Genomic DNA, 22,604 nt, shown 5'->3' on the forward strand with positions numbered 1-22,604 from the left:
ATCACCGGTGGGCGCGATACCTGCGGTGATGCACCGATACCAGGGAGCCCGGTTGCGGGAGTGGCCGCGACCGGGCTCCTGCATGTCCGGCGTCGGGCCGGACGGCCGTGCCTACCGGCGGCCCGGACGGCCCTGCGGCCAGGCGAGCCGGTCGTGCATGCAGTCGGCGAGGACGTCCGCCGCGTCCGACACGAGGCCGTCCACGCCGAGATCCAGCAGTCGGTCCATGTCCCGGCGCTCGTTGACGGTCCAGACATGCACCTGGAGGCCCGCAGCATGGCAGGAGCGCAGGAACCGGCGTGTCACCACGCGTACGCCACGGTAGGTCTCGGGCACCTGCAGCGCCTGGACGCCCATGATGCGCGCGAGCGGCCCGGCCAGCCCGAGCGGCGCGCACAGCTTGAGGGCCGCATTGACCGCCATGCCGGCCGACGACGCCGTGGGGCGGTCCAGCAGGCGCAGCACGGCGCGCCTCCGGCGGTCGGAGAACGAGGCGACGAGCACCCTGTCGTGGGCTGCGAGCCGGTTGACGAGTTCGGCGAAAGGGCGCACGCAGTCCTCGCTCTTGACGTCGATGTTCAGGCGCAGGGCGGGCCAGCGCCTGAGGACGGCTTCGAGCGTGGGGATGCCGCCCGATCCACCGATCGGCAGCTCGCCCAGCTCCTGCGCGGTGTGGGAGGCGACCGGGCCTGAGACGTCGGTGACGCGGCCGAGGTCCTCGTCGTGGAAGACCATCACCACGCCGTCGCTGGATGCCCGGACATCGATCTCGAGGAACGCGAAGCCGAGCTCGACCGCCCGCTCGAAGGCGGTCATGGTGTTCTCACCGCCGCCGGGGGCGAACCCCCGATGCGACAGGGCGAGGGGAAGCGCGCCGTCATGGGGCCCGGCGCGGTGGTCCAGGTAGGGGTAGCGGCCCGGGTCAGGCCTCGTGGAGGGCCGCAAGGCGTTCCTCCAGCACCTGCGCCACGCCGTCCTCCTCGAACGGTGGAGCCACGAGGTTCGCGGCCGCGAGCGCATCGGGGTGGCCGGATGCCATCGCGTAGCCATGGCCCGCCCAACCGAGCATCTGGACGTCGTTGGGCATGTCCCCGAAGGCGACGACGTCGGCCGCGCTGATCCCGCGCTCCGCCGCGTACCTCGAGAGTGTGACCGACTTGTCGATCGCCGGCACGGCCATCTCGAGCAGGGCGATCGTCGGGGCGGAATGGGTGGTGGAGACGAGATGCGCGACGGCGGGCCGCACGGCGGCGAGGAACCGATCGGGTGAGATCTCCTTCTCCCGTGCCAGGAACTTGACGATGTCCTCGCCCGGCAGGGACTGCTCGAAGGGCTGCGCCGTGAGGCCGCCGAGCAGTTCGGAGGTTGCCGTGTCGGCGAAGCCGGATTCCACCTTGAAGCCCGAGACCGTCTCCGCCGCGAAGGTCGCGGCCGGGAAGAGCCCGCGGATGATGTCACGGGCAGCGTAGACGTCCTCCGGCGCCAGGAGCTGCGCGTCGAGGACCCGCTCCGCCTCGAGGTCGTACGTCAGGGCACCGTTCGAACAGATGACCGTGCCCGTGTGGCCGAGCTGGTCGCGGAGCGGGTGCAGCCAGCGCGGCGGGCGGCCCGTGACGAAGACGACGTCGACCCCGGCCTCGACGCACGCCCGGAACGCCCGGATGGTGCGTTCGCTCATCTTGCCGTCGTGACCTACGACGGTCCCGTCCATGTCGCTCGCCACGAGGCGCATCGCTGACTCCTTCAGGTCCTGGGCTTCCACCCTACCGGCGTGCGTGCCCGCCGTGCTCGCCGCCTACTGCTCGAACGTGCCGATCAGCCGTGCTCGGCCGAGAGTGTGGGAGAACAGATTGAAACCGAGGTATGCCGGCGTCGCCTCGGCCGGGACGCCGAGCGATTCGACATCCACGGCGTGGACCACCACGTGGTAGTGGTGGGGGCCATGACCCTCCGGCGGTGCAGCACCGACGAAGCCGGCGAATCCGCCGTCGTTCCGCAGCTGGACGGCACCCTCGGGCAGCAGCCTGGAACCCTCCGTGCCGGCACCGGCGGGCAGGGACGTGGTGGTGACGGGCAGGTCGGCCACAGCCCAGTGCCAGAATCCGCTCGCGGTCGGCGCGTCGGGGTCGTAGACGGTGACCGCGAAGCTCTTCGTGCCCTCCGGGAAGCCGCTCCAGCTGAGCTGCGGTGACTCGTCCCTGCCACCGGCGCCCATCATGCCGGAGGCCTGGGCTGCGTCGAGCGGCCGGTGGTGGGTGATGCTGTCGCTCGTGAGGTCGAACTCGGGTACCTGCGGAAGGTCTGCGTAGGGGTCGCGGGTCATCACTGTGCTCCTCTGGTGGTCGTCGTCCTGCGGGGTGGCGCTCAGACCGCGCGTGCCATCTCGTCCCGGGTGGGCGGGTTCGCGCCCGCACGGGAGACGGTGATGGCTGCCGCACGGGCCGCATACTGCAGCATGCCGGTCAGCTGTCCGAGGTTGATTCGGCGCAACTCGTCGCGTCGATGGGCGCCGTCGAGTTCGAGATCCACGAGGGCTCCCAGCAGGGCGGCCATGAAGGAGTCCCCGGCGCCCACCGTGTCGACGACGCTGGTGGACGGCGCCGGCACGGATACCTCGCCCGCGCGGCACACACCCCAGGGACCCTTCGACCCGCGGGTCACGACGACGACGGCGGCGCCGGCCTCGAGCCAGGCGCGCGCGGAGTCCTCGGGCGTACGGTCCGGGTACAGCCACTCGAGGTCCTCGTCGGATGCCTTGACGACGTCCGCCAGGGCCACGAACTTCTCGGCCTGGCCCCGCGCGAACGCGACGTCCCGGATGATGGTGGGCCGGCAGTTGGGGTCGTACGTGATCGTGACGAGGGGGTGGGCCGCCGTCACGAGGGCCAGGACGTCGCCGGCCCCCGGAGCGAGCATCGTGGCGATCGAGCCGGTGTGGAGCAGGGTGGTCCCGTCGAGGAGCGCGTCCTTCCGCGCCGCCAGGTCGGGAAGCTCCCACACCAGCCGGAAGTCGTAGGACGCCCCGCCCGCGGGATCCAGGCGCGCGGTGGCCACGCTGGTGGGTGCGCCGTCGGGCTCCATGGGGAAGGGTACGGAGTTGTCGCGCAGGTGTTCCTGGACCATGCGCCCGTACGCGTCGTCCCCGTACCGTCCCACGAACTGGGCAGGATGACCGAGGCGCGCCAGTCCCACGGCCACGTTCATGGGACTGCCGCCCACGTGTGAGCGCATGGAAGCGGTGTCGCTGACGACTTCGTCGATGAGGGTTTCCCCGATAACGGTGAGCACTCCTTCAACGTACCAGCCCCCCAGCTGGCGCCGACCCGGGCTCTTCCCCGGCCGCCGCCCGTGGCTGACGCTCAGGGCGCAGCGTGCCCCCCGGCGTCCGCCCGCAGTCGCCGCCACCTCGGGGGAATCGGCTTCCCGCGGAACCGCCTCACGCTGTACACGATGAGCACGAGCGCGATGATCGACGATCCGATGAGGCTCACGCCCGTTCCGACACCCCCGAAGAGCCACCACTCGTCCTCGAGGAACCACCAGGCGGGAACTCCCGGCTGCAGGATCCACACGACACCGAGGCTCATGATGAAGAGCGCGCTGGCGCAGCTCGCAACGATGCGGGGGATGGTCTTCACCCCGAGCGCGGCCGCGTGGTAGGCGTTGGCCTTCAGCGGTTTCAGGTACCGCCGCGCCCAGTGGTACTGCTGCGACAGGACCGCGAGGCCGGCCGCGACCATCAGGAGCCCGGGCCCGGGAAGCACGAGGGCAGCGACCCCGAGCACCACGAGGGTCCACCCGATCACCTCGATACCGGTGCGGCGGATCCATCCCGAGACCCGCTCTTTCGCTGCCATGCTCACAGGATGACACAGGAGGCTGAACTCTTACGACGCTCAGCAGGTTGGCGAACAGCCCGACCGGACAGCGGGCAGCCCGAGGAACAAAGAGAAAGGTTCATGCGTTTGCATGGACATACCGGCGCATCCGGGCCGGATCCTACCGAGGAGGACAGCGTGACCGCACGAACCGAAGGTCTCCACCACGTCACCGCGATCGCGGGTGACCCGCAGAAGAACATCGACTTCTACATCAAGGGACTGGGGCTGCGCCTCGTCAAGAAGACCGTGAACTTCGACGACCCGGGCACCTACCACCTCTACTACGGCGACGAGTCAGGCCGTCCCGGCTCCCTGCTGACCTTCTTCCCCTGGCAGGGCATCCGCAGCGGCCGCGTGGGCAGCGGGCAGTCGACGACCACCGCGTTCTCCGTGCCGCAGGGAACCCTCGGCTGGTGGCAGGAGCACTTCAGGGCGATCGGCGTCGAGTCCACCGTCTCCCGTGCCTCGTCCGAGGAGGAGCGCCTCTCGCTCCGGGACCCGGACGGGCTGCAGATCGACCTCGTGGCCTCGTCCGTCTCCGACCCCCGCAACCCGTGGGACTCCGCCTCCGTCCCCGCCGAGTACGCCGTGCGCGGCCAGCACTCCTCCGTCCTGACGGTCCAGGACCCCACGCGCACCCTCGAGACGCTGACACGTGACCTCGGCATGAGCATCCTCGCCGAGAAGGACGGCCGCTACCGCCTGAGCACGCACGGCGGCGAGCCCGGCACCGTCGTCGACGTCGTCACGGATCCCCGCGGCGAGCGCGGCCTCGTGGCCGGCGGGACGGTGCACCACATCGCCTTCCGCGTCCCCGACCAGCAGACGCAGGAAGTATGGCGCCAGGAACTGGCCGAGCGCGGGTACGGCGTGACGGCGATCCTCGACCGCCAGTACTTCACTTCCATCTACTTCCGCGAGCCGGGAGGCACGCTCCTGGAGATCGCGACGGACACCCCGGGCTTCGACATCGACGAACCCCTGCTGGAACTCGGGCGCTCCCTGAAGCTGCCGCCGTGGCTCGAGCCGAACCGCGAGGCCATCTCGCACGCGGTCGCCCGGATCGAGCTGCCCGGCGAGAACAATCCCGCGATCCAGGCCTTCGTCAAGGACGGGCGACCATGACCACCGCGCATGACTGGCCACACCTCTTCGGCCCAGGCGAAGCAGGCACCCCCGTGCTGCTGCTCCTGCACGGTACGGGCGGCACCGAACACGACCTCCTGCCGCTCGCGGAGCGCCTGGCGCCCGGGGCCGGGTACCTCGCACCGCGCGGTCCGGTCCGGGAGCACGGCATGAACCGATGGTTCCGCCGCTTCGGCGAGGGCAGGTTCGACGTCGACGACGTCGTCCGCCGCGCCGGTGAGCTCGCCGCCTTCATCGACTGGGCGCGCACCCGCTACGGAATCGCCGATCGCCCGCTCGTGGCCGTCGGCTTCTCGAACGGGGCGAACATCGCGCTCGCCACCGCGCTGCTCCACCCGGCCGCCGTCGCGAACGTCGTCGCATTCTCCGGCATGTACCCGCTGGAAGGGCGGACCATCGAGGCGGATCTCTCCGACACGGCGGTCGCCCTGTTCAACGGGACGGCGGACCCCATGGCCCCGACCGACAGCGTGGTCCGCGTCGGTGCAATCCTCGAGAGCCGCGGCGCCGAAGTAGACCGGAACGTCCGTGAGGGCGGCCACGGGATCCACCCCACCGAGATGGACGGCGCAGCCGCCTGGATCGCCTCCCACACGCAGAAGGTAGCCCGATGACCGAAACGACCACCAGCACGGCGCACGGCGACCTCGCCGCGAAGGCGAACGTCCTCGCCGGCCTCCATACGGCCCCCGAGATCCTGCAGGTCGTCAACGTCTGGGACGTCATCACCGCGAAGACCATCGCGGACATCCCCGGGACGAAGGCCCTCGCCACCGCGAGCCACTCCATCGCGGCGTCGCTCGGCTACGAGGACGGCGAAAAGATTCCCGTGGCGGAGATGATCGCGGCCGTGGGACGCATCGCGGCCTCGACGGACCTCCCGGTCTCCGCGGACCTCGAGTCCGGCTACGGCGACCCCGGGGAGACGGTCCGCAGGGCGATCGGCGTCGGCATCGTCGGAGCGAACATCGAGGACCAGATGCGGCCGCTGGCCGATGCCGTCGCGCAGATGGAGTCGGTCCTGAAGGCAGGGCGGTCCGAGGGCATCGACTTCGTGCTCAATGCCCGCACCGACGCCTTCGTGAAGGCTGGTGACCGCGACCCCGCGGACGTCCTGGCCGACGCCGTCGAGCGGGGCAGGGCGTATCTGGCTCTTGGTGCCACGAACGTGTTCGTTCCCGGACTGCTCGACGAGCGCGCGGTGACCACCCTGGTGGAGGCCTTCGGCCCTCAGCGCCTCAGCGTCATCAACGTGCCCGGCAGCCTCGCGCCGTCGCGCCTGCAGGAGCTCGGCGTGGCACGCATCTCCTACGGACCGTGGACCCAGCGCGTCGCCCTGACCGCACTGGCCGACTCCGCGCGCGAACTGCTCGCGGACGGCGCCCTGCCCGAGGGCACCCTGCCGCTCAACTGACCCCCCGGACCCCGGTCAGCCCGCTGTGGGCCGGCCGGGGTCCGCCGCGCGGTCGAGCAGTGCGACGATCGCCTCCCACGCTTCGGAACCAGGGGTGATGACGGCGAAGTGGTCGCCGGGCACCAGGACGAGTTCGGCCGTGGCACCCGCTGCGGTCGCAGCCTCCACATAGCTCTCCGACTGGCTCAGCGGCACCGTGGTGTCATTCCTCCCGTGCACGGCATGGACGGGGACCTCGAGCGGAATCGAGGTCATCGGGTCCGCGAGCCGATGACGCTCGGGGTCCTCCGCCTCCGGGACGCCCAGCAGGTTCTCCACGGCGCCGTCGCTCAACCCGAGCTCGCGTGCCGCGCGGAGGTCCAGCACCCCGGCCTGGCTCACGACGGCGGTGAGCGGCACCACCGGCATGCCGGCGCCGGGCGCACCGGGCGGCAGCTTCGCCCGGCCCGCGGCCCACACCGCCAGGTGTCCGCCGGCCGAGTGACCCAGCGCCGTCGTCGAGCGGAGGTCGAGGCCGTGCTCCTGCGCGGCTGCGCCCAGATGGTCGATCCCGGCGGCGACGTCGTCGAACGTGGCGGGCCAGCCGCCGCCGTCGCCCACCCTCCGGTACTCGAGGTTCCAGCACGCCCAGCCTCGGGTGGTGAGATCCTGCGCAAGGGGCTCCCCGAGCTCCGCGCCGTAGGTGGACCGCCAGTAGCCGCCGTGGATGATGACGACGACGCCTCGCGCCGCCGATTCGCGGGACGGGAGGTAGAGGTCGGCGAACTGGCTGGGATCGTCGCCGTAGCGGTAGCGCTGCGGCGTCGCCTTCCGCGCCCCGGGTCCTGTCCTGATGCCACAGGCCGTGAGCAGGGCGGCGCCGGCAGCGGCCGGCAGTGCCAGGACGGAGCGCCGACCCACGGGGTCCATACGATTCACAGGGGAAGCGTAACGTTCACCCGCGTTGGCTACGATGAAGACTCTTCAGGGAAAGGCACGGAACATGGGCGCGTGGGATGATCTCGACGAGCGGTTGAGGCCTGCGGTCGAGGCGCATACGCGGGAGTACGAGCGCGTCCGACCTGCCCTCGACCGGGTCACCGCAGCCATGCGGGACAGCATCGAGGCGATCTTCGACGGGACCGACCTCAAGCCGCTGTTCGTCACGGCACGCACCAAGACCGTCGAATCCTTCCGAGACAAGGCCTCACGTACGCTGCCCTCGCCCGAAGCCGGCGCGCCACCCATGCTCGTGTTCCCCGATCCCATGCGCAACCTCACGGACCTGGTGGGCGTCCGCATCATCACCACGCTCCCGCACGAGGTGGACCTCGCCGCGAACCTGCTCAAACGCCAGCGCAGCGAGTTCGACTGCCGCGGCGACCGAGAGAAGGACATCGGGTCCATCGAGTCGGGCACGTACGGCTACTCCAGCAGGCACCTGATCATGCGGACCATCCACAACGAGGTCGTCCGAGCGTTCCAGCAGGCCGTGGACCCGGACACCAAGGCCGCCGGCAGCTATCTGTTCGAAGTGCAGGTGCGGACGGTCCTGGCCCACGCGTGGTCCGAGATCGAGCACGACATCCGGTTCAAGGCGTCCAACCCGAAAGCCTGGAGCCCCTACTTCGACCGCCAGTTCACCGGCACCGCGGCCATGCTCGAGACCGTGGAATCCGCGTTCGCCGAACTGCACGAGCGGTACGAGACCGTCACCGGGTTCTGGGACGAGGACGGCGAGGGCAGCGCACCGCTGACGCCCAACCGCATCCGGGACGTGTGGCAGACGCTGCTGCCGCACGTGGACCGGAAAGCGGACGACAACTGGGGCTGGGCCGCCGAGCTCCTCGCCGCCCACGGACTGAGGACGACCCTCGAATTCGTCTCCCTGCTGCAGGCCGACACCATCACCACCGTCCGCAAGGCCCTGGACCACCGGTACTCCCCCGGCCCGGACCGGCTCCTCGACGACATGCTGCTCTGGCACTACGGTGAGCGCCACATCGACCTCACCGCCGAGCCACGGGACGCGGAGAGCACCCCGCGGCGGGACAGCCTGCAGCGCCGGTACCGGCAGATGGAGATCTACCGGGCGCAGCACCCGGGCGCCTGATCCCCGGAGCCTCCCGGCCGGGCGACCCCCACCGGCTGCGCGTGTCAGTCGCGCTCGTGTCCGGGTGTACCACCCCTGGTTCCTGCCCGCCCGGCGCTCCAGCCGGTCCTCGGTCGGGGCGGCGGGACACGGCGACGGCCGGCCCCTCAGGGAGCCGGCCGTCACCACGACTACTGGTGGGAGATCCGGTGGATCAGGCCTCGGACACCTGCGCCGCGAGGTTCGCCAGCGTCGAGTCGAGGGCTTCCCGCGGCACGGCGGGGAAGCTGATCGTCTTCAGCAGCTCCTTGTCCGTCACGGCGGACCAGTCGTAGGTGACGGAGACCTCGGTGGAGTCCGGGCCCGAGGGCTGCAGTTCCCACACCCATTCCCATCCCGGCGGGACCTCCCCGGCAGGAGCCGTCTTCCAGGCGAGCAGCTTGTTCGGGTCGTAGCCCACCACATGGTTGTCCGTCTGGTAATCACCGCCCATCTTGTCCCAGTTCTGGTTCATGGTGAACGTCTGTCCGACCGCCGTGATGCGGTCGGACTTGCTGTCCGACTGCACCATGCCCGAGCCGTCGAGCGCGGCGTGGTGGGCGGGATTGGACAGGATGTCGAAGATCGCACCCGCGGGTGCGTCGATGGTCCGGGTCGAGGAAATACGGGACTCTGTCATACGGTGTTCTCCTTCTGGTCGTGGACGACGTGTTTTACTTCGCGTCGTCCGGCGAAGATTCGTCGAGCGTCCACCCGGTGATGGTCTCGAGGTCCTTCCCGGCATCGCGCGTGTACTGCCAGGCGCGCTGCCGCTGGTCCTGCAGGTCCTGCCGGAACCGGGCCTGGGTCGCTCCGAGGGTCGGCACGCGGTCGATCACGTCGATGGCGAGCTGGAACCGGTCGATCTGGTTCAGCATCGCCATGTCGAACGGCGTCGTCGTCGTGCCTTCCTCCTTGTAACCCCTAACATGCAGGTTCCCGTGGTTGTTCCGCCGGTAGGTCAGCCGGTGGATCAGCCATGGGTAGCCGTGATAGGCGAAGACCACCGGCTTCGACGTCGTGAACAGGGTGTCGAACGCGCGGCCCGACAGCCCGTGCGGGTGCTCGGTCTCGTCCTGCAGGCGCATCAGGTCCACGACGTTCACCACGCGGACCTTGAGCCCGGGGATGGCCGCCTTCAGCAGTCCCGCCGCGGCCACCGTCTCGAGCGTCGGCACATCGCCGGCGCAGCCGAGCACGACGTCGGGCTCCAGGCCCGGCTCCTCCGATCCCGCGAACTCGAAGATGCCGATGCCGCGCTTCACGTGCAGCTGTGCCTGCTCCGGCCCGAGCCACGTGGGCGTGGGCTGCTTGCCCGTCACGATCACATTGACGGTGTTCCTGGTGTGCATGCAGTGCTCGGTGACCGCGAGCATGGTGTTGGCGTCCGGCGGCAGGTAGACCCGGATGATGTCCGCCTTCTTGTTGACCACGTGGTCGATGAATCCCGGATCCTGGTGCGAGAACCCGTTGTGGTCCTGCTGCCAGACGTGGCTCGAGAGCATGTAGTTGAACGAGGCGACCGGCTGCCGCCAGGACAGCGTGCGGTGCACCTTGAGCCACTTCGCGTACTGGTTGAACATCGAGTCCACGATGTGCACGAAGGCCTCGTAGCAGTTGAACACACCGTGCCGGCCGGTCAGCAGGTACCCCTCGAGCCAGCCCTGGCAGAGATGCTCGCTGAGGACCTCCATCACGCGTCCCGAGCGGGCGAGGTGCTCGTCGACGTCCTCGATGCGGGGCTGCCAGACCTTGTCCGTGACCTCGTAGACGGAGGACAGCCGGTTGGATGCCGTCTCGTCCGGCCCGAAGAGGCGGAAGTTGTGCGGATTGCGCTCGATGACGTCCCTCAGGTACCCGCCCACCGTGATCATGGGGCTCACCTTCTCCGACCCAGGGTGCGAGACCTCCACGGCATGGTCCGCGTACGAGGGCAGCACGAGGTCCCGGAGGAGCCGGCCGCCGTTGGCGTACGGGGTCGCACTCATGCGCAGGTCGCCGTCGGGGGCGAGGTCCGCGATCTCCGGCCTCAGTTCTCCGTTCTCCGTGAAGAGCGACGCCGGGTCGTAGGAGCGCATCCACTCCTCGAGCTGGTGCAGGTGCGCCTCATCGGCGTGGATCTCCGACAGCGGCACCTGGTGGGCCCGCCAGGTGCCCTCCACCTGCTTGCCGTCCACCACAGCGGGGCCGGTCCAGCCCTTCGGCGAGCGCAGCACGATCATCGGCCACCGGGCGGCGGCGGCGTCGGCCCCGGCGGGCGAGGTGCGCGCGGCGTCCTGGATGGCGTGGATGTCGTCGATGCAGGCATCCAGCACGGCCGCGAAGTCCCGGTGCGCCTCCTGGGTGGCCGAGGGATCCGACACCGTGACGAAGTGCGGATCGTACCCGTAGCCGTACATCAGCTGGCGGAGCTGCTCCTCCGGCATGCGGGCCAGCACCGTGGGGTTGGCGATCTTGTAGCCGTTGAGGTGCAGGATCGGCAGCACGGCCCCGTCGACCGCAGGGTCCACGAAACTGTTCGAATGCCAACTCGTGGCCAGCGGCCCGGTCTCCGCCTCGCCGTCGCCGACCACGGCAGCGGCGATGAGGGTCGGGTTGTCGAAGACGGCGCCGTAGGCGTGCGCGAGGGTGTACCCGAGCTCCCCGCCCTCATGGATGGAGCCGGGCGATTCCGGTGCAGCATGGGACGGGACGCCACCGGGGTAGCTGAACTGCTTGAACAGGGCATTGAGGCCGGTGCCGTCCGTCCCGATGTGACTGTAGATCTCCGAGTAGGTGCCCTCGAGCCAGGCGTTCGCCACGTTCGCCGGCCCGCCGTGTCCGGGTCCCGTGACGAACAGCATCTCCTGGCGGCGCTCCGCGATCACCCGGTTGAGGTGCGCGTAGACGAAGTTGAGCCCGGGCGTCGTCCCCCAGTGCCCGAGCAGGCGCTCCTTCACGTCCGCGCCCGCCAGCGGACGCGTCAGCAGCGCGTTGTCCCTCAGGTAGATCTGGCCCACCGAGATGTAGTTGGCAGCCCTCCACCACGCATCCAGTGCCGGGATATCAAGACTGGTCATATATGCCTCCTTGGTGATGCAACGGGACGGAGCGGGAATGTCAGAGTTCGACGACGACATCGGACGGCGTCTTGTCCGGGCGCCACCCACGCCATACGGGGTGGCGCAGGCGGCCGGTGCCCGTGTGCTCGCTGTACTGGACCTCGCCCACGAGCGAGGGCCGGACCCAGTGGGCGTCGGACGCGTCCGGTCCGGGCACGTCACCGAGCGGAGCGGTCTTCCTGGCCAGCTTCTTGAGGCGCGCGCCCACCTCCGCGAGGTCACGCTCCGTGAGCCCGGAACCGACCCGCCCTACATACCGCAGGTCGATGCCGTCCGGAACGGCCACGAGCAGGGAACCGACCTTCGCGGCGCGTGTGCCCTTTCCGGGCCGCCAGCCCACCACCACGACCTCCTGCGTCCGCAGGTGCTTGATCTTCACCCACGACGACGACCGCGCACCGGGCTGGTAATCGCTTGCGAGGCGCTTGGCCATGATGCCCTCGAGACCCAGCTGCCTGCTCGCCTCCACGGCTTCCTCGAGGGTCGCGTCCAGGGCCGGAGGCACCTGGATGTGCCCGTCCTCCGCCTCGTCGACCGCCTTCTCGAGCAGCTCCCGCCGCTGGCAGTACTCGAGCCCCGTCAGGTCGTTGCCGTCGAGTTCCAGCAGGTCGAACAGCATGAACCGGACGGGCGTCTTTCGGCGGGCTGCCTCGATCTCGGCGCGGTGCGTCAGCTTCATGCGTGTCTGCAGGAGGCTGAAGTCGGGCCTGCCCCGCGCGTTGAGCGCCACGATCTCGCCGTCGAGCACGGCGCTGTCCGCGCTGAGGAACTCGCCGAGGTCCCCGAGCTCCGGGTAGGTGGGCGTGGCGTCGATCCCGTTGCGGCTGGCGAGGGAGACCTTGCCGTCCCGGACCGTCGCGATGCAGCGCACGCCGTCCCACTTCATCTCGTACGCCCACGCACCGGGATCAGGGATCCCCTGCTCGGAACCGAGGGTGGCGAGCATGGGCCGGAGGGCGCCCGCTCCTGCCCGGGGTGATGGGGCCGGTGCTTCCGCCGCGCCACCCTGCTGCGGCCGAGGCGCGGCTGCCGGACTCGCGGCAGCCGCGGTGTCACCACGATCCCCACCCGTCTCCTGCGGCGCCTCGGCGGGCCGGCCGTCCTGCTGTGCGCCGGCGGGCTGGTCCTTCATGAGGTGGATCAGCCAGTTGCTCCTGCCGTTCGCTCCACCACCGGTGTTGATGAGGGCGTAGCGCCGGACGGCGGTGCCACCCCGGGCGAGGCCTCCGTCCGGCTTCCCATGGAGCGTGCAGATGACCTCCTTGCCGTCCCGCCACTTCTCCAGCTCGTAGGTTCCGGCGTCCCAGATGGAGACCTCCCCCGCGCCGTATTCGCCCTTGGGAATACTTCCCTCGAACGAGCCGTAGTCGAGGGGATGGTCCTCGGTCTGCACCGCGAGGTGGTTCTTGCTGGGCGTCAGGGGTGGACCCTTCGGGATGGCCCACGAGACGAGCACGCCCTCACGCTCCAGGCGGAAGTCGTAGTGGAGGCGGCGGGCGTGATGCTCCTGGATCACGAAGCTGTTGCCGCCAGGCGGTCCCACCGATTCGGGAACCGGCTCGGGGGTCTTCGATGCATCGCGCATGGCCCGGTAGGTGGACAACCGATCCGCCCGGGCGTTCCCGCCGTCCCCTCCGGCCGGGACGGGCGTCGTCGCGGGGGCGAGGACGTCCCCCATCGCGTCGATCCGCTGCAGGACCTCCCTGTAGTCGAGATGACCCAGCCCCTCCTGCTCGAGCTCCTCCCAGGAGCGCGGCGCGGCAACTGTCGGCTCGAAGCGCCCGCGGAGCGAGTAGGGGCTCACCGTCGTCTTGTTGACGTTGTTCTGGCTCCAGTCCACGAGCACCTTGCCGGGGCGCAGCGCCTTCTTCATGTCGCTGACGGCGAGGTCCGGGTGGTCGGCCTCGAGGGCCCGCGCCAGTTCGTGCGCGACGGCGGACACCTGCTCGGAGGTCTGCCTGCCGTCCAGGGCGCAGTACAGGTGGATGCCCTTCGAACCGCTGGTGACGGGGAACGGCTCGAGCCCCATGTCCTGCAAGATGGGCCGGGCGAGCCGTGCCACCTCTGCGCATTCCGCCAGTCCCGCCCCGGAGCCGGGATCGAGGTCCAGCACCAGGCGGTCGGGGTTGCCCTTGGCGCCGTCCCCGTCGAAACGCCACTGGGGCACGTGGATCTCGAGTGCGGCGATCTGCCCGAGCCAGGTGAGCGTGGCGAGGTCGTCCACCATCGGGTAGACGTTGACGTGGTCCTTGTGCTGGATGGCGTTGCGCGGTACCCAGTCGGGCGCGTTGTCGTCGATGTTCTTCTGGAAGAACACCTGGCCGGGCTCCTGCGGCGTGCCCACACCGTGGACCCACCGCTTCCGCGTGACGGGACGACGGCTCGCATGCCGGATGAGGTGGGGAGCCACCGCCGCGTAGTACGCGAGCACGTCCCCCTTGGTGGTTCCCGTCGCCGGGTACAGCACCTTGTCCAGGTTGGACAACCGGAGCGTACGCCCCTCCACCGTGACGGTCTGCTGCCGTGCCGAGCGTGGGGGAGCCATTCCCCCAGTCTTGACCGGATGCCCGCGGCGGTCCAGTACAGATTCTGGCGGAGCACACCGGGTGGAGGCCGCAGGGGTTATGCCTGGTCGGCGAACTGCTCGCGGTAGCGCGTGACGTAGATGTCCCACAGCGCCGGATCCTGCCCGAGATTGCGCTTGTTCAGGAAGTCGTCGAGCCCGGCGATGGTCAGGTGCCAGCCGGCAGCCATGGTCGCGGAGTGCCGCGGACTGCCGGGAGTCAGGAGGAGTACGAGCTGCGTGCCGTTGTCGCCCGTCCGTGCCAGCTCCCAGCGCAGGCTGTCCGTCTCCCAGGTGTAGGCGAGCACCGAGGGCCGCTCGGCCTCCAGCACGGTGCCGCGCAGGGGCTTCTGGTCGGCATAGCGGAAGAGGATCTCCTCGTCCCTGCGCGGCTCGAACTCCATCTCGCACGGGAACCAGTACTTCAGCTTGTCGGTCTCGGTCAGGTGCTTCCACAGGACGGTCGGGGGGAACGCGAACTGGAACTCCAGGCGCAGTACGGTGCCGCCGTCGTCGCTGGTGGTCTTGCTGACGATGGGCTCTACGGTCTCGGAAGTCACCCCCCAAGTCTAGGGGTGGGCGGCGGGCATCCTCTGGCCCGGTAAGCCTGCTTGGTGTTCACTTGACCCATGAGAGCCATCTGGAAGGGTGCGGTCGCGTTCGGCCTGGTCAACGTGCCGGTCAAGGTCTACAGCGCCACGGAGGACCACGACATCTCCCTGCACCAGGTGCACGACAAGGACGGCGGCCGCATCCGCTACCAGCGGCGCTGCGAGATCTGCAACGAGGTCGTGGATTTCAAGCACATCGACAAGGCGTACGACGACGGCGAGCACACGGTGGTCCTGACGGACGAGGACCTCTCCTCCCTGCCGGTCGAGCGGAGCCGGGAGATCGAGGTGGTCGAGTTCGTACCGAGCGACCAGATCGACCCGATCATGTACGACCGCGCCTATTTCCTCGAGCCCGACAGCACCTCGACCAAGGCCTACGTGCTGCTGCGGCGCACGCTCGAGGAGACGGACCGCACCGCGATCGTGCAGTTCTCCCTGCGCCAGAAGAGCCGCCTCGCCGCGCTGCGCGTGCGCGGCGACGTACTGATGCTCCAGACACTGCTCTGGGACGACGAGGTGCGGGAGGCATCCTTCCCCGCCCTGGAGGAGAAAGTACGCATCTCCGCGAAGGAGAAGCAGATGTCGGCGGCGCTCGTCGAGTCCTTCTCCACCGACTTCGATCCGGAGAACTTCACCGACGACTACCAGGTCCAGCTGCGTACCCTGATCGACGCCAAGATCGAGAAGGGCGACACCATCGACACGGAGGCCACCTTCGGCGCGGACAAGGACGGGGACGACGGCGACAACGTGCTGGACCTCATGGAGGCCCTGCGCCGCAGCGTGGAGAAGAACCGCGAGAAGAAGGCAGGTGCCAAGAAGGCAGCCGGCACCTCCAAGCAGAAGGGCGCATGATGGGATTCTTCACGGACAGCCTCGGCCGCCAGACGGTCGTACAGAAGCCGAACGCGCCGATCCTGGGATGGGCCCTGCTCGGTGGCGCGTCCTTTCTGGCGCTCGAGGACAGGAACCGTGTGCGCCTGCGCCTCGCGAGTTCCGCGTGCCTGGCGATCTGGGCGGCGCTCGAGGTCGTCTCCGGGCAGAGCGGTTTCCGGCGCAGCGCCGGCGCGCTGACGCTGGCCTGGCTCTGGCGCCGCAGGCCGGCCTGACCCCGTCCGGACCGCGGTCGCGCCCCCGGGTTCTCCGCCGCGGGGGGCCCGGCGGCGTCGGCGCCGTGCTCCGGGGGACTCAGCCCTGGTGGCGCTCGAAGACGTCCGGGACGCCATCGCCGTCGGCGTCGATCTTCTCCTGCTCCTCGATCTCCCGGTAGCGCCTGTTGCGCCGTCGCAGCAGGGCGGCTGCGGCGAGCGCGGCGATCAGGGAACCGCCGAGGATGGCGACCTTCGCGTGGTCGTCCTCCGGCGTACCCTGCCCGAAGCCGAGTTCACTGATGAGCAGCGAGACCGTGAAGCCGACGCCGGCCAGCATCGCGACGCCGAGGACGTCGACCCACCGGAGATCCGGATCGAGACTGGCCTTCGTGGTCTTCGTGACGGCGAGGGTGGCAAGGAGGATGCCCACCGGCTTGCCGATCACGAGCGCCACCATGATGCCGACGGCGATGGGATCGGTGACGGCGCTGATGAGGCCCTCGACGCCGCCGATCGCCACGCCTGCCGAGAAGAACGCGAAGACGGGCACTGCGAACCCCGCGGACAGCGGGCGGATGCTGTGTTCGAGGGTGTCGGCCAGTCCGTCCGGAGTGACATCATGCGCCTGCAGGGGACCGTCGTCGTCCTCCACGGTGATCGGTTCGATCCCGACACCCGCCGCGGGCTTCGGCTCCTTGGGCAGCACGGGGATCATGAAGCCGAGCAGCACCCCGGCCACCGTGGCATGGACGCCGGACTCGTGCACGAGCACCCACACCACGAACCCGATGGGGAGGAGGATGACCCAGGGCGCCCAGGCCCTGCGCTGGAAGAAGGTGGGGAAGCGCTGCGCAAGGAAGGCGTAGACGGCCAGCGGCACGATCGCGATGAGCAGCGGCGGGACGGAGATGTCCTCCGAGTAGAAGAACGCGATGATGCTGATGGCCAGGAGGTCGTCGACGACGGCGAGCGTGAGCAGGAAGATGCGCAGCGCGCTCGGGAGGTGGGATCCGACGACGGCGAGGACGGCCACGGCGAAGGCGATGTCGGTCGCCGTCGGGATCGCCCAGCCGCGCAGCGCCTCCGGCCCGGCGCCGAGGGTGATGGCCACGTAGACCAGCGCCGGCACGATCACCCCGCCGAGCGCAGCGGCGATCGGCACGATGGCTCGATCGAACTTCCGGAGGTCCCCCGCGACGAACTCACGCTTCAGCTCGAGGCCCGCGAGGAAGAAGAAGATGGCGAGCAATCCGTCCGCAGCCCACGCACCGACGCTGAGTTCGAGATGCCAGGGCTCGTAGCCGAACCGGAAGTCCCTCACCGCGAAGTAGGCGTCCGCCGCCGGGGAGTTGGCCAGGACGAGGGCCACCACGGTGGCGACCAGGAGAAGCGCCCCACCGACGGTCTCCTTGCGCAGGATGCTCGTGACGCGCAGGTGCTCGGGATAGCTGCTGCGCGTGAACACGTGGCTGCCGGGTGGGGACGGCTGCTGGTGCGAGGGCTGGTCACTTATGGGAAGATCCTTCGATCGGGCGCGCTCGTGGGAGCGCCGACCAGACTTCCCGGCTCACCAGAGCTTCCAGCCTAGCCTCCCAACCGGCGTCCCGTCCCTTCCATGCCGGTGCCGAGGAGCCCGGCTTTCGTGATACCACCGCTTACTCCAGGGGGAAGTTCTCACGGCGCAGCAGCTTCGCCAGGTGCTCGGCGTTGCGGACGACACCGGCCGCCGTCGTGGCGACCACCTCCGGCACTTCGGCGAGGTCCTTGAAGTCGACGGACTGCATGGCCTCGCCCACCCAGTAGGTGGAGCCCTGCGACGGCAGGGAGAAGCCGATGTCGTTCAGTCCCTGCATCATGTCGGCGACCGTCTTGTGGGCACCGTCCTCGTTGCCCACCACGGCGACGACGGCCACCTTGCCGGCCATGACCGGCCGCCCCTCCTCGTCCGTCTCGGCGATATCGGCGTCGAGCCGTTCCATGACCCGCTGCGCGAGACTGGAGGGGTGTCCCACCCAGATCGGCGTGGACAGCACGAGGATGTCGGCGGCGAGGATCTTCTCGCGGAGGACCGGCCACTCGTCGCCGTTGCCCATGTCCTTCTGCACCCCGGGCGCGACGTCGTGGTCCACCACGCGGGCGCTGGATGTGGCGATGCCCCGTTCGGCGAACCGGTCGAGGATGTGCCGGGCCATCAGGTCGGAACTGGACGGTGCAGGGGACGGCGTGAGACTGCAGATCAGCGCGAACGCGGTCAGGTCTGGCATGGGTTGCTCCTACTGGTGGGGATCACGCGGCCACCGGGACGGCGGCCGGTCACGGGAGGTGGGCGACGCTCACCCGCGCGATGGATGGCCGACGGCACTCACCCCTCGAGGGCGCCGGGCAGGCCGGTGATCGAGGGCACCTCGTGATCGGGTGCCGTCATCACGGGAGGGTAGGGCGAGCCGTCGCGGTTGAGCCAGGCGGTCCGGAGCCCTGCCCGCGCAGCGCCATCGATGTCCCAGGGGTGGACGGCGACGAGCACGACGTCGCCCGCCTCCCTCTGCAGGGTGTCGAGGGCGTAGGCATAGGACTCGGGCGCGGGCTTCCAGCGCGGCGCGTCCTCGACCGACAGGATGGCCAGGACCTGGTCCCGGACACCGGCCCGTTCCAGGAGTGCCTCCGCCGTCGCCGTCGCGCCATTGGTCAGCAGGGCGACGCCGAAGCCCGCGGAGGCTAGGGCACGGATGCCCTCTACGACATCCGGGTGCACGGCGAGCCCCTGCAGCGCCGACATGATGTGGGCGACCGCGTCGTCGAGGTCCCGGTTGAGGATCTGGCCGGTGAGGACCGCCTGCAACGCACCCTCGGCGACCTCCCGGAAGGCAGGGTTCTGCCCGACGGCGGTGAGCGCGAAGCCATCCCGGAGCACCGAGGCGAACCACAGCGCGGCCAGCTGCGGAGGCGCGCCGATCTCCTCGAAGTGCTGGGACAGGGGTTCCATGTCCGACAGCGTGCCGTTGACGTCGAACAGCACCACGGGCGGCGCCGTCACTGGCGGTACCCCTCCACCTGGCCGATGGGACGGGCATCGGCATCGGCGGGATCCTCACCGGCATCGGCCTTCGCACGGCGCTGGCGGAGCAGGTCCCAGCACTGGTCGAGATCCTCCTCGACGCGCTTCAGCCGGGCCGCGTGATCCTGGTGCTCGGCGCCGGCTCCGGCGTCCTGGGGCTGGTCACGGAGGTCGTGCTCCTCCTGTACGAGTGCCTGGATGCGCTGCAGGAGGTCCTGGTTGTCCATGGTGCGGTCCCTTCGTCGTCTGCCGTGCCGGCACGGGTGGATGATCAGCATGCTTTCCTTCAGGCTACTGAGGCCAGGGACCGATGGCCAGCGTCCGGTGGCGCGACGTGCGGCACCTGAATTTGGCGCGGCGCCCGGATGGCCTAAGCTATGGGAGAACCAATTGCCTGTGTAGCTCAGTCTGGTAGAGCATCCGCTTCACACGCGGAAGGCCCGGGGATCGAGGCCCCGCGCAGGCACGAGGATCGGCTGGAGACAGCACACGCGGAAGGCCCGTACCGAATCATCGGTACGGGCCTTCCGCGTGTCTGCGTTCGTCCAGGGCGAAGATTCTCCCCTTAGCACTCAAAGGGACCGAGTGCTAACATTTTTCGTAGTTGAGCGGAGGGCGCTCAACCCAGGAGAAGAACCACCACCCGGTGGCACATGCGAAGGAGTTGTTTCCCATGGCCATGAAATTCGATCCGTTCCGTGAGCTGGACCGCGTTGCCGGCGCCCTGCTGGAGAGCCGCCCCGGTCTCCGTCTCATGCCGATGGACCTCTACCGCGAGAAGGACCACTACATCCTCTCCGCGGACCTCCCGGGCATCGATCCCGGCTCGGTCGACATCGACGTCGACGGCCAGCTCCTCACCATCCGCGCCGAGCGCACGCTCCGCGGTGCCGAGGGCGTCAAGTGGCTGACCCGCGAACGCGAGAGCGGCTCGTTCCTGCGCCAGCTCAACCTGGGCCAGGGCATCGACACCGAGGGGATCTCGGCCCGCTACGAGAACGGGGTCCTCAACGTGATGATCCCCGTCAGCGAGCGCGCCAAGGCCCGCAAGATCGAGGTCGTCAGCGGGGAGTCCTCCGCTGCGGTCCAGTCGACGACCGTCGAGGCTTCCGACGCCGGACGCCAGGGGGCCGTCGAGGCGTAGTACCTCTCGGCCACGGCCGGTACCCCCGGGCTTCCGCCCGGGGGTACCGGCCGTTGACGCACGCCTCCGCCCAGATTTTCCTTGCGGGCCGTCGGGCCGGGTGCAAAGGATGGAGTATGGACTTCACACCGAGCAAGGCAATAGTCACCGGCTCCGACTCCGGTATCGGACGGGCCACCGCCATCGCCCTCGCAGCAGCGGGCTGCGACGTCGGCGTCACCTGGCACTCCGACCAGGAGGGCGCGGAGGAGACCGCGCGCCTCGTGCGGGAGAAGGGCGTGCGGGCCGCCGTCGCTCAGCTCGACACCACGGACGCGCCGGCGTGCGGTGATGTCGTCGACCAGCTCGCGAAGGAGCTCGGCGGGCTCGATGTCTTCGTCAACAACGCGGGCGTCAATGGCGGCACCATGTTCATGGAGACGGACTGGGACACCTGGCGCGGCACCATGGGCGCCAATCTCGACGGCGCCTTCGTCTGCCTGCAGCGTGCGGCCCGCCACATGATCGACGGAGGCAGGGGTGGGCGCATCATCGCCGTCACCAGCGTCCACCAGGAGCAGCCACGCGTGGGATCGGCCGCCTATGACGCCTCCAAGCACGGGCTCGGGGGCCTCATCCGGACCATCGCCCTCGAACTCGCGGACCGCGGCATCACTGCGAATGCAGTCCTGCCCGGCGAGATCAACACCCCGATGAACGACTCCGAGGAACAGGATCCGCGCACCATGGACCGCCCCGGGATCCCGCTGGGCCGGCCGGGCGCTCCTGAGGAGATCGCCGACGTCGTCGCCTTCCTCGCGTCCGGCTCCTCCAGCTATGTCAACGGCGCCTCGTTCGTGGTGGACGGCGGCATGCTCCTCATGGGACCGCAGGCAGGCTCCCACCTCACCAGCGGGGACTGGCGCACCCTCTGACCCCGTCCCCGTGAGGACGCGCCAACCTTCAGCGGGCGTTCATGCGGCGTTCAGGAGCCGAGGCTAGCGTGGGAAGCCCGGAACCTCCCGAAAGGCCCGCCATGGACACGCCCCTCACCCCGACCGCCGATTCCGAGACGCAGGACTGGTCGGGCTTCAAGCGAGGCGAGCACGTCACCCTCCAGCACGCGGCCGGCGCACAGCTCCGCGGGGTCCTCGACATGAGGACCGACGACTCCTCCGTCGTGTGGATCCAGCTGCACGACGGCGGTGGCCGCCGCCTCGTGCACCGGGGTGACGGCTACCGCCTCCGCCGGGGGTAGGCCGAAGCCGCATCGGCCGGTTCACCCGCTGTCCACCTTGGGTTCACCATTTAGCCACCTGTAACGTTGCTCCGGTGAGAACCCGAGCCACCCTGTCACTGTCCCTCGCCGCCGCCCTCGGCCTGACCGCCTGTGGCTCCGACTACCCCCTCGGCGCGGAGCAGGAAGCCGCGGCGCGGCGCGGTGACCCGAGCCTGCAGGGTGCCGTGACCGCCTCCGGGTCATCCGCGCAGGGACCGGCCATGGACGCCTGGCGGTCCGGGTTCGCAACCCTGTACCCGCGCGCGCAGGTGCAGTACTCCCCCGACGGCTCGGGAGCGGGCCGCGGTGCCCTGCTCGCGGGAGCCGTGGGGTTCGCCGGGTCGGATGCCTACCTCAGCGACGAGGAGCTCGCCGAATCCACCGAGGCCTGTGGGCCGGGCGGAGCCTTCAACATCCCTGCCTACGTCTCGCCGATCAGCGTCGCGTTCAACCTGCCCGGCATCTCCCGGCTCGACCTCGACGCCGCCACCGTGGCGCGCATCTTCCGCGGTGAGATCACCACGTGGAACGACCCCGCGATCGCGGCCCAGAACGACGTCGACCTCCCCGCGCTGCCGATCTCGGCCGTGAGCAGGTCCGACGACTCGGGCACCACCGAGAACTTCACGGACTACCTCCACGCCGTGGTCCCCGACATCTGGGCGGAGGAGCCCGACGGGACCTGGCCGTCGGGACTCGAGAACGAGAACGCCAAGGGCAATGCGGGCGTGGTCAGCACAGTGGCCGGCACCGTGGGCGCAGTGACCTACGCCGACGACTCCGCCGTCGGTGATCCGCTCGGACGCGTGGCCCTGAAGGTCGGCGAGGCCTACGTGCCGGTGAGTTCCGAGGCGGCCGCTGCCGCCGTCGACCTCGCCACCCGCGTCCCGGGCCGTGCGGACTACGACATCGCCCTGGATCTCGATCGGACCACCACCGAACCCGGCGTCTACCCGCTGGTCCTGGTGTCCTACCACGTGTACTGCGCGCGCTACGAGAACGAGGCGACCGCCGCCGTCGTCCGTGCCTTCGGCACCTACGCGGTCAGCGCTGAAGGACAGGCCGAAGCCGCCGAAGCCGCGAAGAGTTCGCCCATCTCGCCGGAGCTCTCCCGACAGGCCACCGACGCGATCGGATCGATCACCGTCGGGGACATCCCCTAGTCCACCCATGGAAAAGGACGAGGCGGACCCCGATGGGTCCGCCTCGTCCTGTGGGCCGTGCCTC

Annotated in this window: 24 protein-coding genes and 1 tRNA gene; 11 read left to right on the forward strand and 14 right to left on the reverse strand. The window is 69.7% G+C overall.

Annotated elements, in window-relative coordinates:
- Nucleotides 1-111: 111 nt before the first annotated feature.
- The 5 genes from AC1MFI_RS04945 to AC1MFI_RS04965 form a co-directional block, all read right to left on the reverse strand.
- Nucleotides 112-945 carry a glycerophosphodiester phosphodiesterase family protein gene (locus AC1MFI_RS04945; protein WP_479820019.1) on the reverse strand — a complete coding sequence of 278 codons (834 nt, stop codon included), beginning with the start codon at nucleotides 943-945 and terminating at the stop codon, nucleotides 112-114.
- Nucleotides 923-1,732: an HAD family hydrolase gene (locus tag AC1MFI_RS04950; RefSeq protein ID WP_479820020.1), complete on the reverse strand. Its 810-nt coding sequence runs from the start codon at nucleotides 1,730-1,732 to the stop codon at nucleotides 923-925. The genes AC1MFI_RS04945 and AC1MFI_RS04950 overlap by 23 nt, the downstream gene beginning before the upstream one ends.
- A gap of 63 nt (nucleotides 1,733-1,795) precedes the next feature.
- Entirely contained in the window at nucleotides 1,796-2,323 is a 528-nt protein-coding gene (locus tag AC1MFI_RS04955; protein ID WP_479820021.1) for a YbhB/YbcL family Raf kinase inhibitor-like protein, read from the reverse strand.
- 41 nt (nucleotides 2,324-2,364) lie between these two features.
- A complete protein-coding gene (locus AC1MFI_RS04960) occupies nucleotides 2,365-3,288 on the reverse strand; it encodes a carbohydrate kinase family protein (protein WP_479820022.1) in 924 nt (307 codons plus the stop codon).
- Between the two features lie 71 nt (nucleotides 3,289-3,359).
- Nucleotides 3,360-3,857: a PGPGW domain-containing protein gene (locus AC1MFI_RS04965; protein ID WP_479820023.1), complete on the reverse strand. Its 498-nt coding sequence runs from the start codon at nucleotides 3,855-3,857 to the stop codon at nucleotides 3,360-3,362.
- Nucleotides 3,858-4,016: 159 nt separating this feature from the next.
- Here AC1MFI_RS04965 and AC1MFI_RS04970 point away from each other — a divergent pair, with 159 nt between their 5' ends.
- The 3 genes from AC1MFI_RS04970 to AC1MFI_RS04980 are packed head-to-tail and all read left to right on the forward strand — an operon-like array spanning nucleotide 4,017 to nucleotide 6,441.
- Complete coding sequence (locus AC1MFI_RS04970) at nucleotides 4,017-5,006, forward strand: ring-cleaving dioxygenase (RefSeq protein ID WP_479820024.1); 990 nt, start codon at nucleotides 4,017-4,019, stop codon at nucleotides 5,004-5,006.
- Complete coding sequence (locus AC1MFI_RS04975; protein ID WP_479820025.1) at nucleotides 5,003-5,641, forward strand: alpha/beta hydrolase; 639 nt, start codon at nucleotides 5,003-5,005, stop codon at nucleotides 5,639-5,641. The genes AC1MFI_RS04970 and AC1MFI_RS04975 overlap by 4 nt, the downstream gene beginning before the upstream one ends.
- Nucleotides 5,638-6,441, forward strand: coding sequence for an isocitrate lyase/PEP mutase family protein (locus AC1MFI_RS04980; protein WP_479820026.1), 804 nt, complete (start codon nucleotides 5,638-5,640; stop codon nucleotides 6,439-6,441). Before AC1MFI_RS04975 ends, AC1MFI_RS04980 begins: the two co-directional genes overlap by 4 nt.
- 15 nt (nucleotides 6,442-6,456) lie before the next feature.
- Here AC1MFI_RS04980 and AC1MFI_RS04985 read toward each other — a convergent pair whose 3' ends face one another.
- Nucleotides 6,457-7,350 carry an alpha/beta hydrolase gene (locus AC1MFI_RS04985; protein WP_479820786.1) on the reverse strand — a complete coding sequence of 298 codons (894 nt, stop codon included), beginning with the start codon at nucleotides 7,348-7,350 and terminating at the stop codon, nucleotides 6,457-6,459.
- A gap of 73 nt (nucleotides 7,351-7,423) precedes the next feature.
- Between AC1MFI_RS04985 and AC1MFI_RS04990 the strand changes: the two genes are divergently transcribed.
- Nucleotides 7,424-8,533 carry a GTP pyrophosphokinase gene (locus AC1MFI_RS04990; protein WP_479820027.1) on the forward strand — a complete coding sequence of 370 codons (1,110 nt, stop codon included), beginning with the start codon at nucleotides 7,424-7,426 and terminating at the stop codon, nucleotides 8,531-8,533.
- Nucleotides 8,534-8,726: 193 nt separating this feature from the next.
- Here AC1MFI_RS04990 and AC1MFI_RS04995 read toward each other — a convergent pair whose 3' ends face one another.
- The 4 genes from AC1MFI_RS04995 to AC1MFI_RS05010 form a co-directional block, all read right to left on the reverse strand.
- Nucleotides 8,727-9,191, reverse strand: coding sequence for an SRPBCC family protein (locus tag AC1MFI_RS04995; RefSeq protein ID WP_479820028.1), 465 nt, complete (start codon nucleotides 9,189-9,191; stop codon nucleotides 8,727-8,729).
- Nucleotides 9,192-9,225: 34 nt separating this feature from the next.
- Complete coding sequence (locus AC1MFI_RS05000; RefSeq protein ID WP_479820029.1) at nucleotides 9,226-11,610, reverse strand: phosphoketolase family protein; 2,385 nt, start codon at nucleotides 11,608-11,610, stop codon at nucleotides 9,226-9,228.
- A 40-nt stretch (nucleotides 11,611-11,650) separates the two neighbouring features.
- The gene (locus AC1MFI_RS05005) at nucleotides 11,651-14,197 is read right to left on the reverse strand and encodes an ATP-dependent DNA ligase (RefSeq protein ID WP_479820030.1); all 2,547 of its coding nucleotides are present in this window, start codon (nucleotides 14,195-14,197) and stop codon (nucleotides 11,651-11,653) included.
- Between the two features lie 77 nt (nucleotides 14,198-14,274).
- Entirely contained in the window at nucleotides 14,275-14,775 is a 501-nt protein-coding gene (locus tag AC1MFI_RS05010; protein WP_479820031.1) for an SRPBCC domain-containing protein, read from the reverse strand.
- Nucleotides 14,776-14,844: 69 nt separating this feature from the next.
- Between AC1MFI_RS05010 and ku the strand changes: the two genes are divergently transcribed.
- Both ku and AC1MFI_RS05020 read left to right on the forward strand, forming a co-directional pair.
- On the forward strand, nucleotides 14,845-15,684 hold the full coding sequence (gene ku / locus AC1MFI_RS05015; protein WP_479820032.1) for a non-homologous end joining protein Ku: 840 nt from the start codon (nucleotides 14,845-14,847) through the stop codon (nucleotides 15,682-15,684).
- Nucleotides 15,681-15,938: a hypothetical protein gene (locus AC1MFI_RS05020; RefSeq protein WP_479820033.1), complete on the forward strand. Its 258-nt coding sequence runs from the start codon at nucleotides 15,681-15,683 to the stop codon at nucleotides 15,936-15,938. Before ku ends, AC1MFI_RS05020 begins: the two co-directional genes overlap by 4 nt.
- 79 nt (nucleotides 15,939-16,017) lie before the next feature.
- On the opposite strand, the gene nhaA is transcribed toward AC1MFI_RS05020, so the two are convergent.
- From nhaA to AC1MFI_RS05040, 4 genes are all read right to left on the reverse strand, one after another.
- A complete protein-coding gene (gene nhaA / locus AC1MFI_RS05025) occupies nucleotides 16,018-17,385 on the reverse strand; it encodes a Na+/H+ antiporter NhaA (RefSeq protein ID WP_479820034.1) in 1,368 nt (455 codons plus the stop codon).
- A gap of 190 nt (nucleotides 17,386-17,575) precedes the next feature.
- Entirely contained in the window at nucleotides 17,576-18,184 is a 609-nt protein-coding gene (locus tag AC1MFI_RS05030) for a flavodoxin family protein (RefSeq protein WP_479820035.1), read from the reverse strand.
- 98 nt (nucleotides 18,185-18,282) lie between these two features.
- Nucleotides 18,283-18,954: a haloacid dehalogenase type II gene (locus tag AC1MFI_RS05035; protein ID WP_479820036.1), complete on the reverse strand. Its 672-nt coding sequence runs from the start codon at nucleotides 18,952-18,954 to the stop codon at nucleotides 18,283-18,285.
- The gene (locus AC1MFI_RS05040; protein ID WP_479820037.1) at nucleotides 18,951-19,202 is read right to left on the reverse strand and encodes a DUF2630 family protein; all 252 of its coding nucleotides are present in this window, start codon (nucleotides 19,200-19,202) and stop codon (nucleotides 18,951-18,953) included. The genes AC1MFI_RS05035 and AC1MFI_RS05040 overlap by 4 nt, the downstream gene beginning before the upstream one ends.
- A gap of 165 nt (nucleotides 19,203-19,367) precedes the next feature.
- Between AC1MFI_RS05040 and AC1MFI_RS05045 the strand changes: the two genes are divergently transcribed.
- From AC1MFI_RS05045 to pstS, 5 genes are all read left to right on the forward strand, one after another.
- Nucleotides 19,368-19,441 (forward strand) — tRNA-Val (locus tag AC1MFI_RS05045).
- A gap of 207 nt (nucleotides 19,442-19,648) precedes the next feature.
- On the forward strand, nucleotides 19,649-20,119 hold the full coding sequence (locus tag AC1MFI_RS05050) for an Hsp20/alpha crystallin family protein (RefSeq protein WP_479820038.1): 471 nt from the start codon (nucleotides 19,649-19,651) through the stop codon (nucleotides 20,117-20,119).
- A 116-nt stretch (nucleotides 20,120-20,235) separates the two neighbouring features.
- Nucleotides 20,236-21,033, forward strand: a complete 798-nt coding sequence (locus tag AC1MFI_RS05055) for an SDR family oxidoreductase (RefSeq protein WP_479820039.1) — start codon at nucleotides 20,236-20,238, stop codon at nucleotides 21,031-21,033.
- A gap of 101 nt (nucleotides 21,034-21,134) precedes the next feature.
- Nucleotides 21,135-21,356 (forward strand): hypothetical protein, encoded by a 222-nt coding sequence (locus tag AC1MFI_RS05060; RefSeq protein ID WP_479820040.1) that lies wholly within the window; start codon nucleotides 21,135-21,137, stop codon nucleotides 21,354-21,356.
- 74 nt (nucleotides 21,357-21,430) lie between these two features.
- Nucleotides 21,431-22,540 (forward strand): phosphate ABC transporter substrate-binding protein PstS, encoded by a 1,110-nt coding sequence (gene pstS, locus AC1MFI_RS05065; RefSeq protein WP_479820041.1) that lies wholly within the window; start codon nucleotides 21,431-21,433, stop codon nucleotides 22,538-22,540.
- Nucleotides 22,541-22,604 lie beyond the last annotated feature (64 nt).

This window comes from Arthrobacter sp. BC5 (assembly GCF_056680255.1).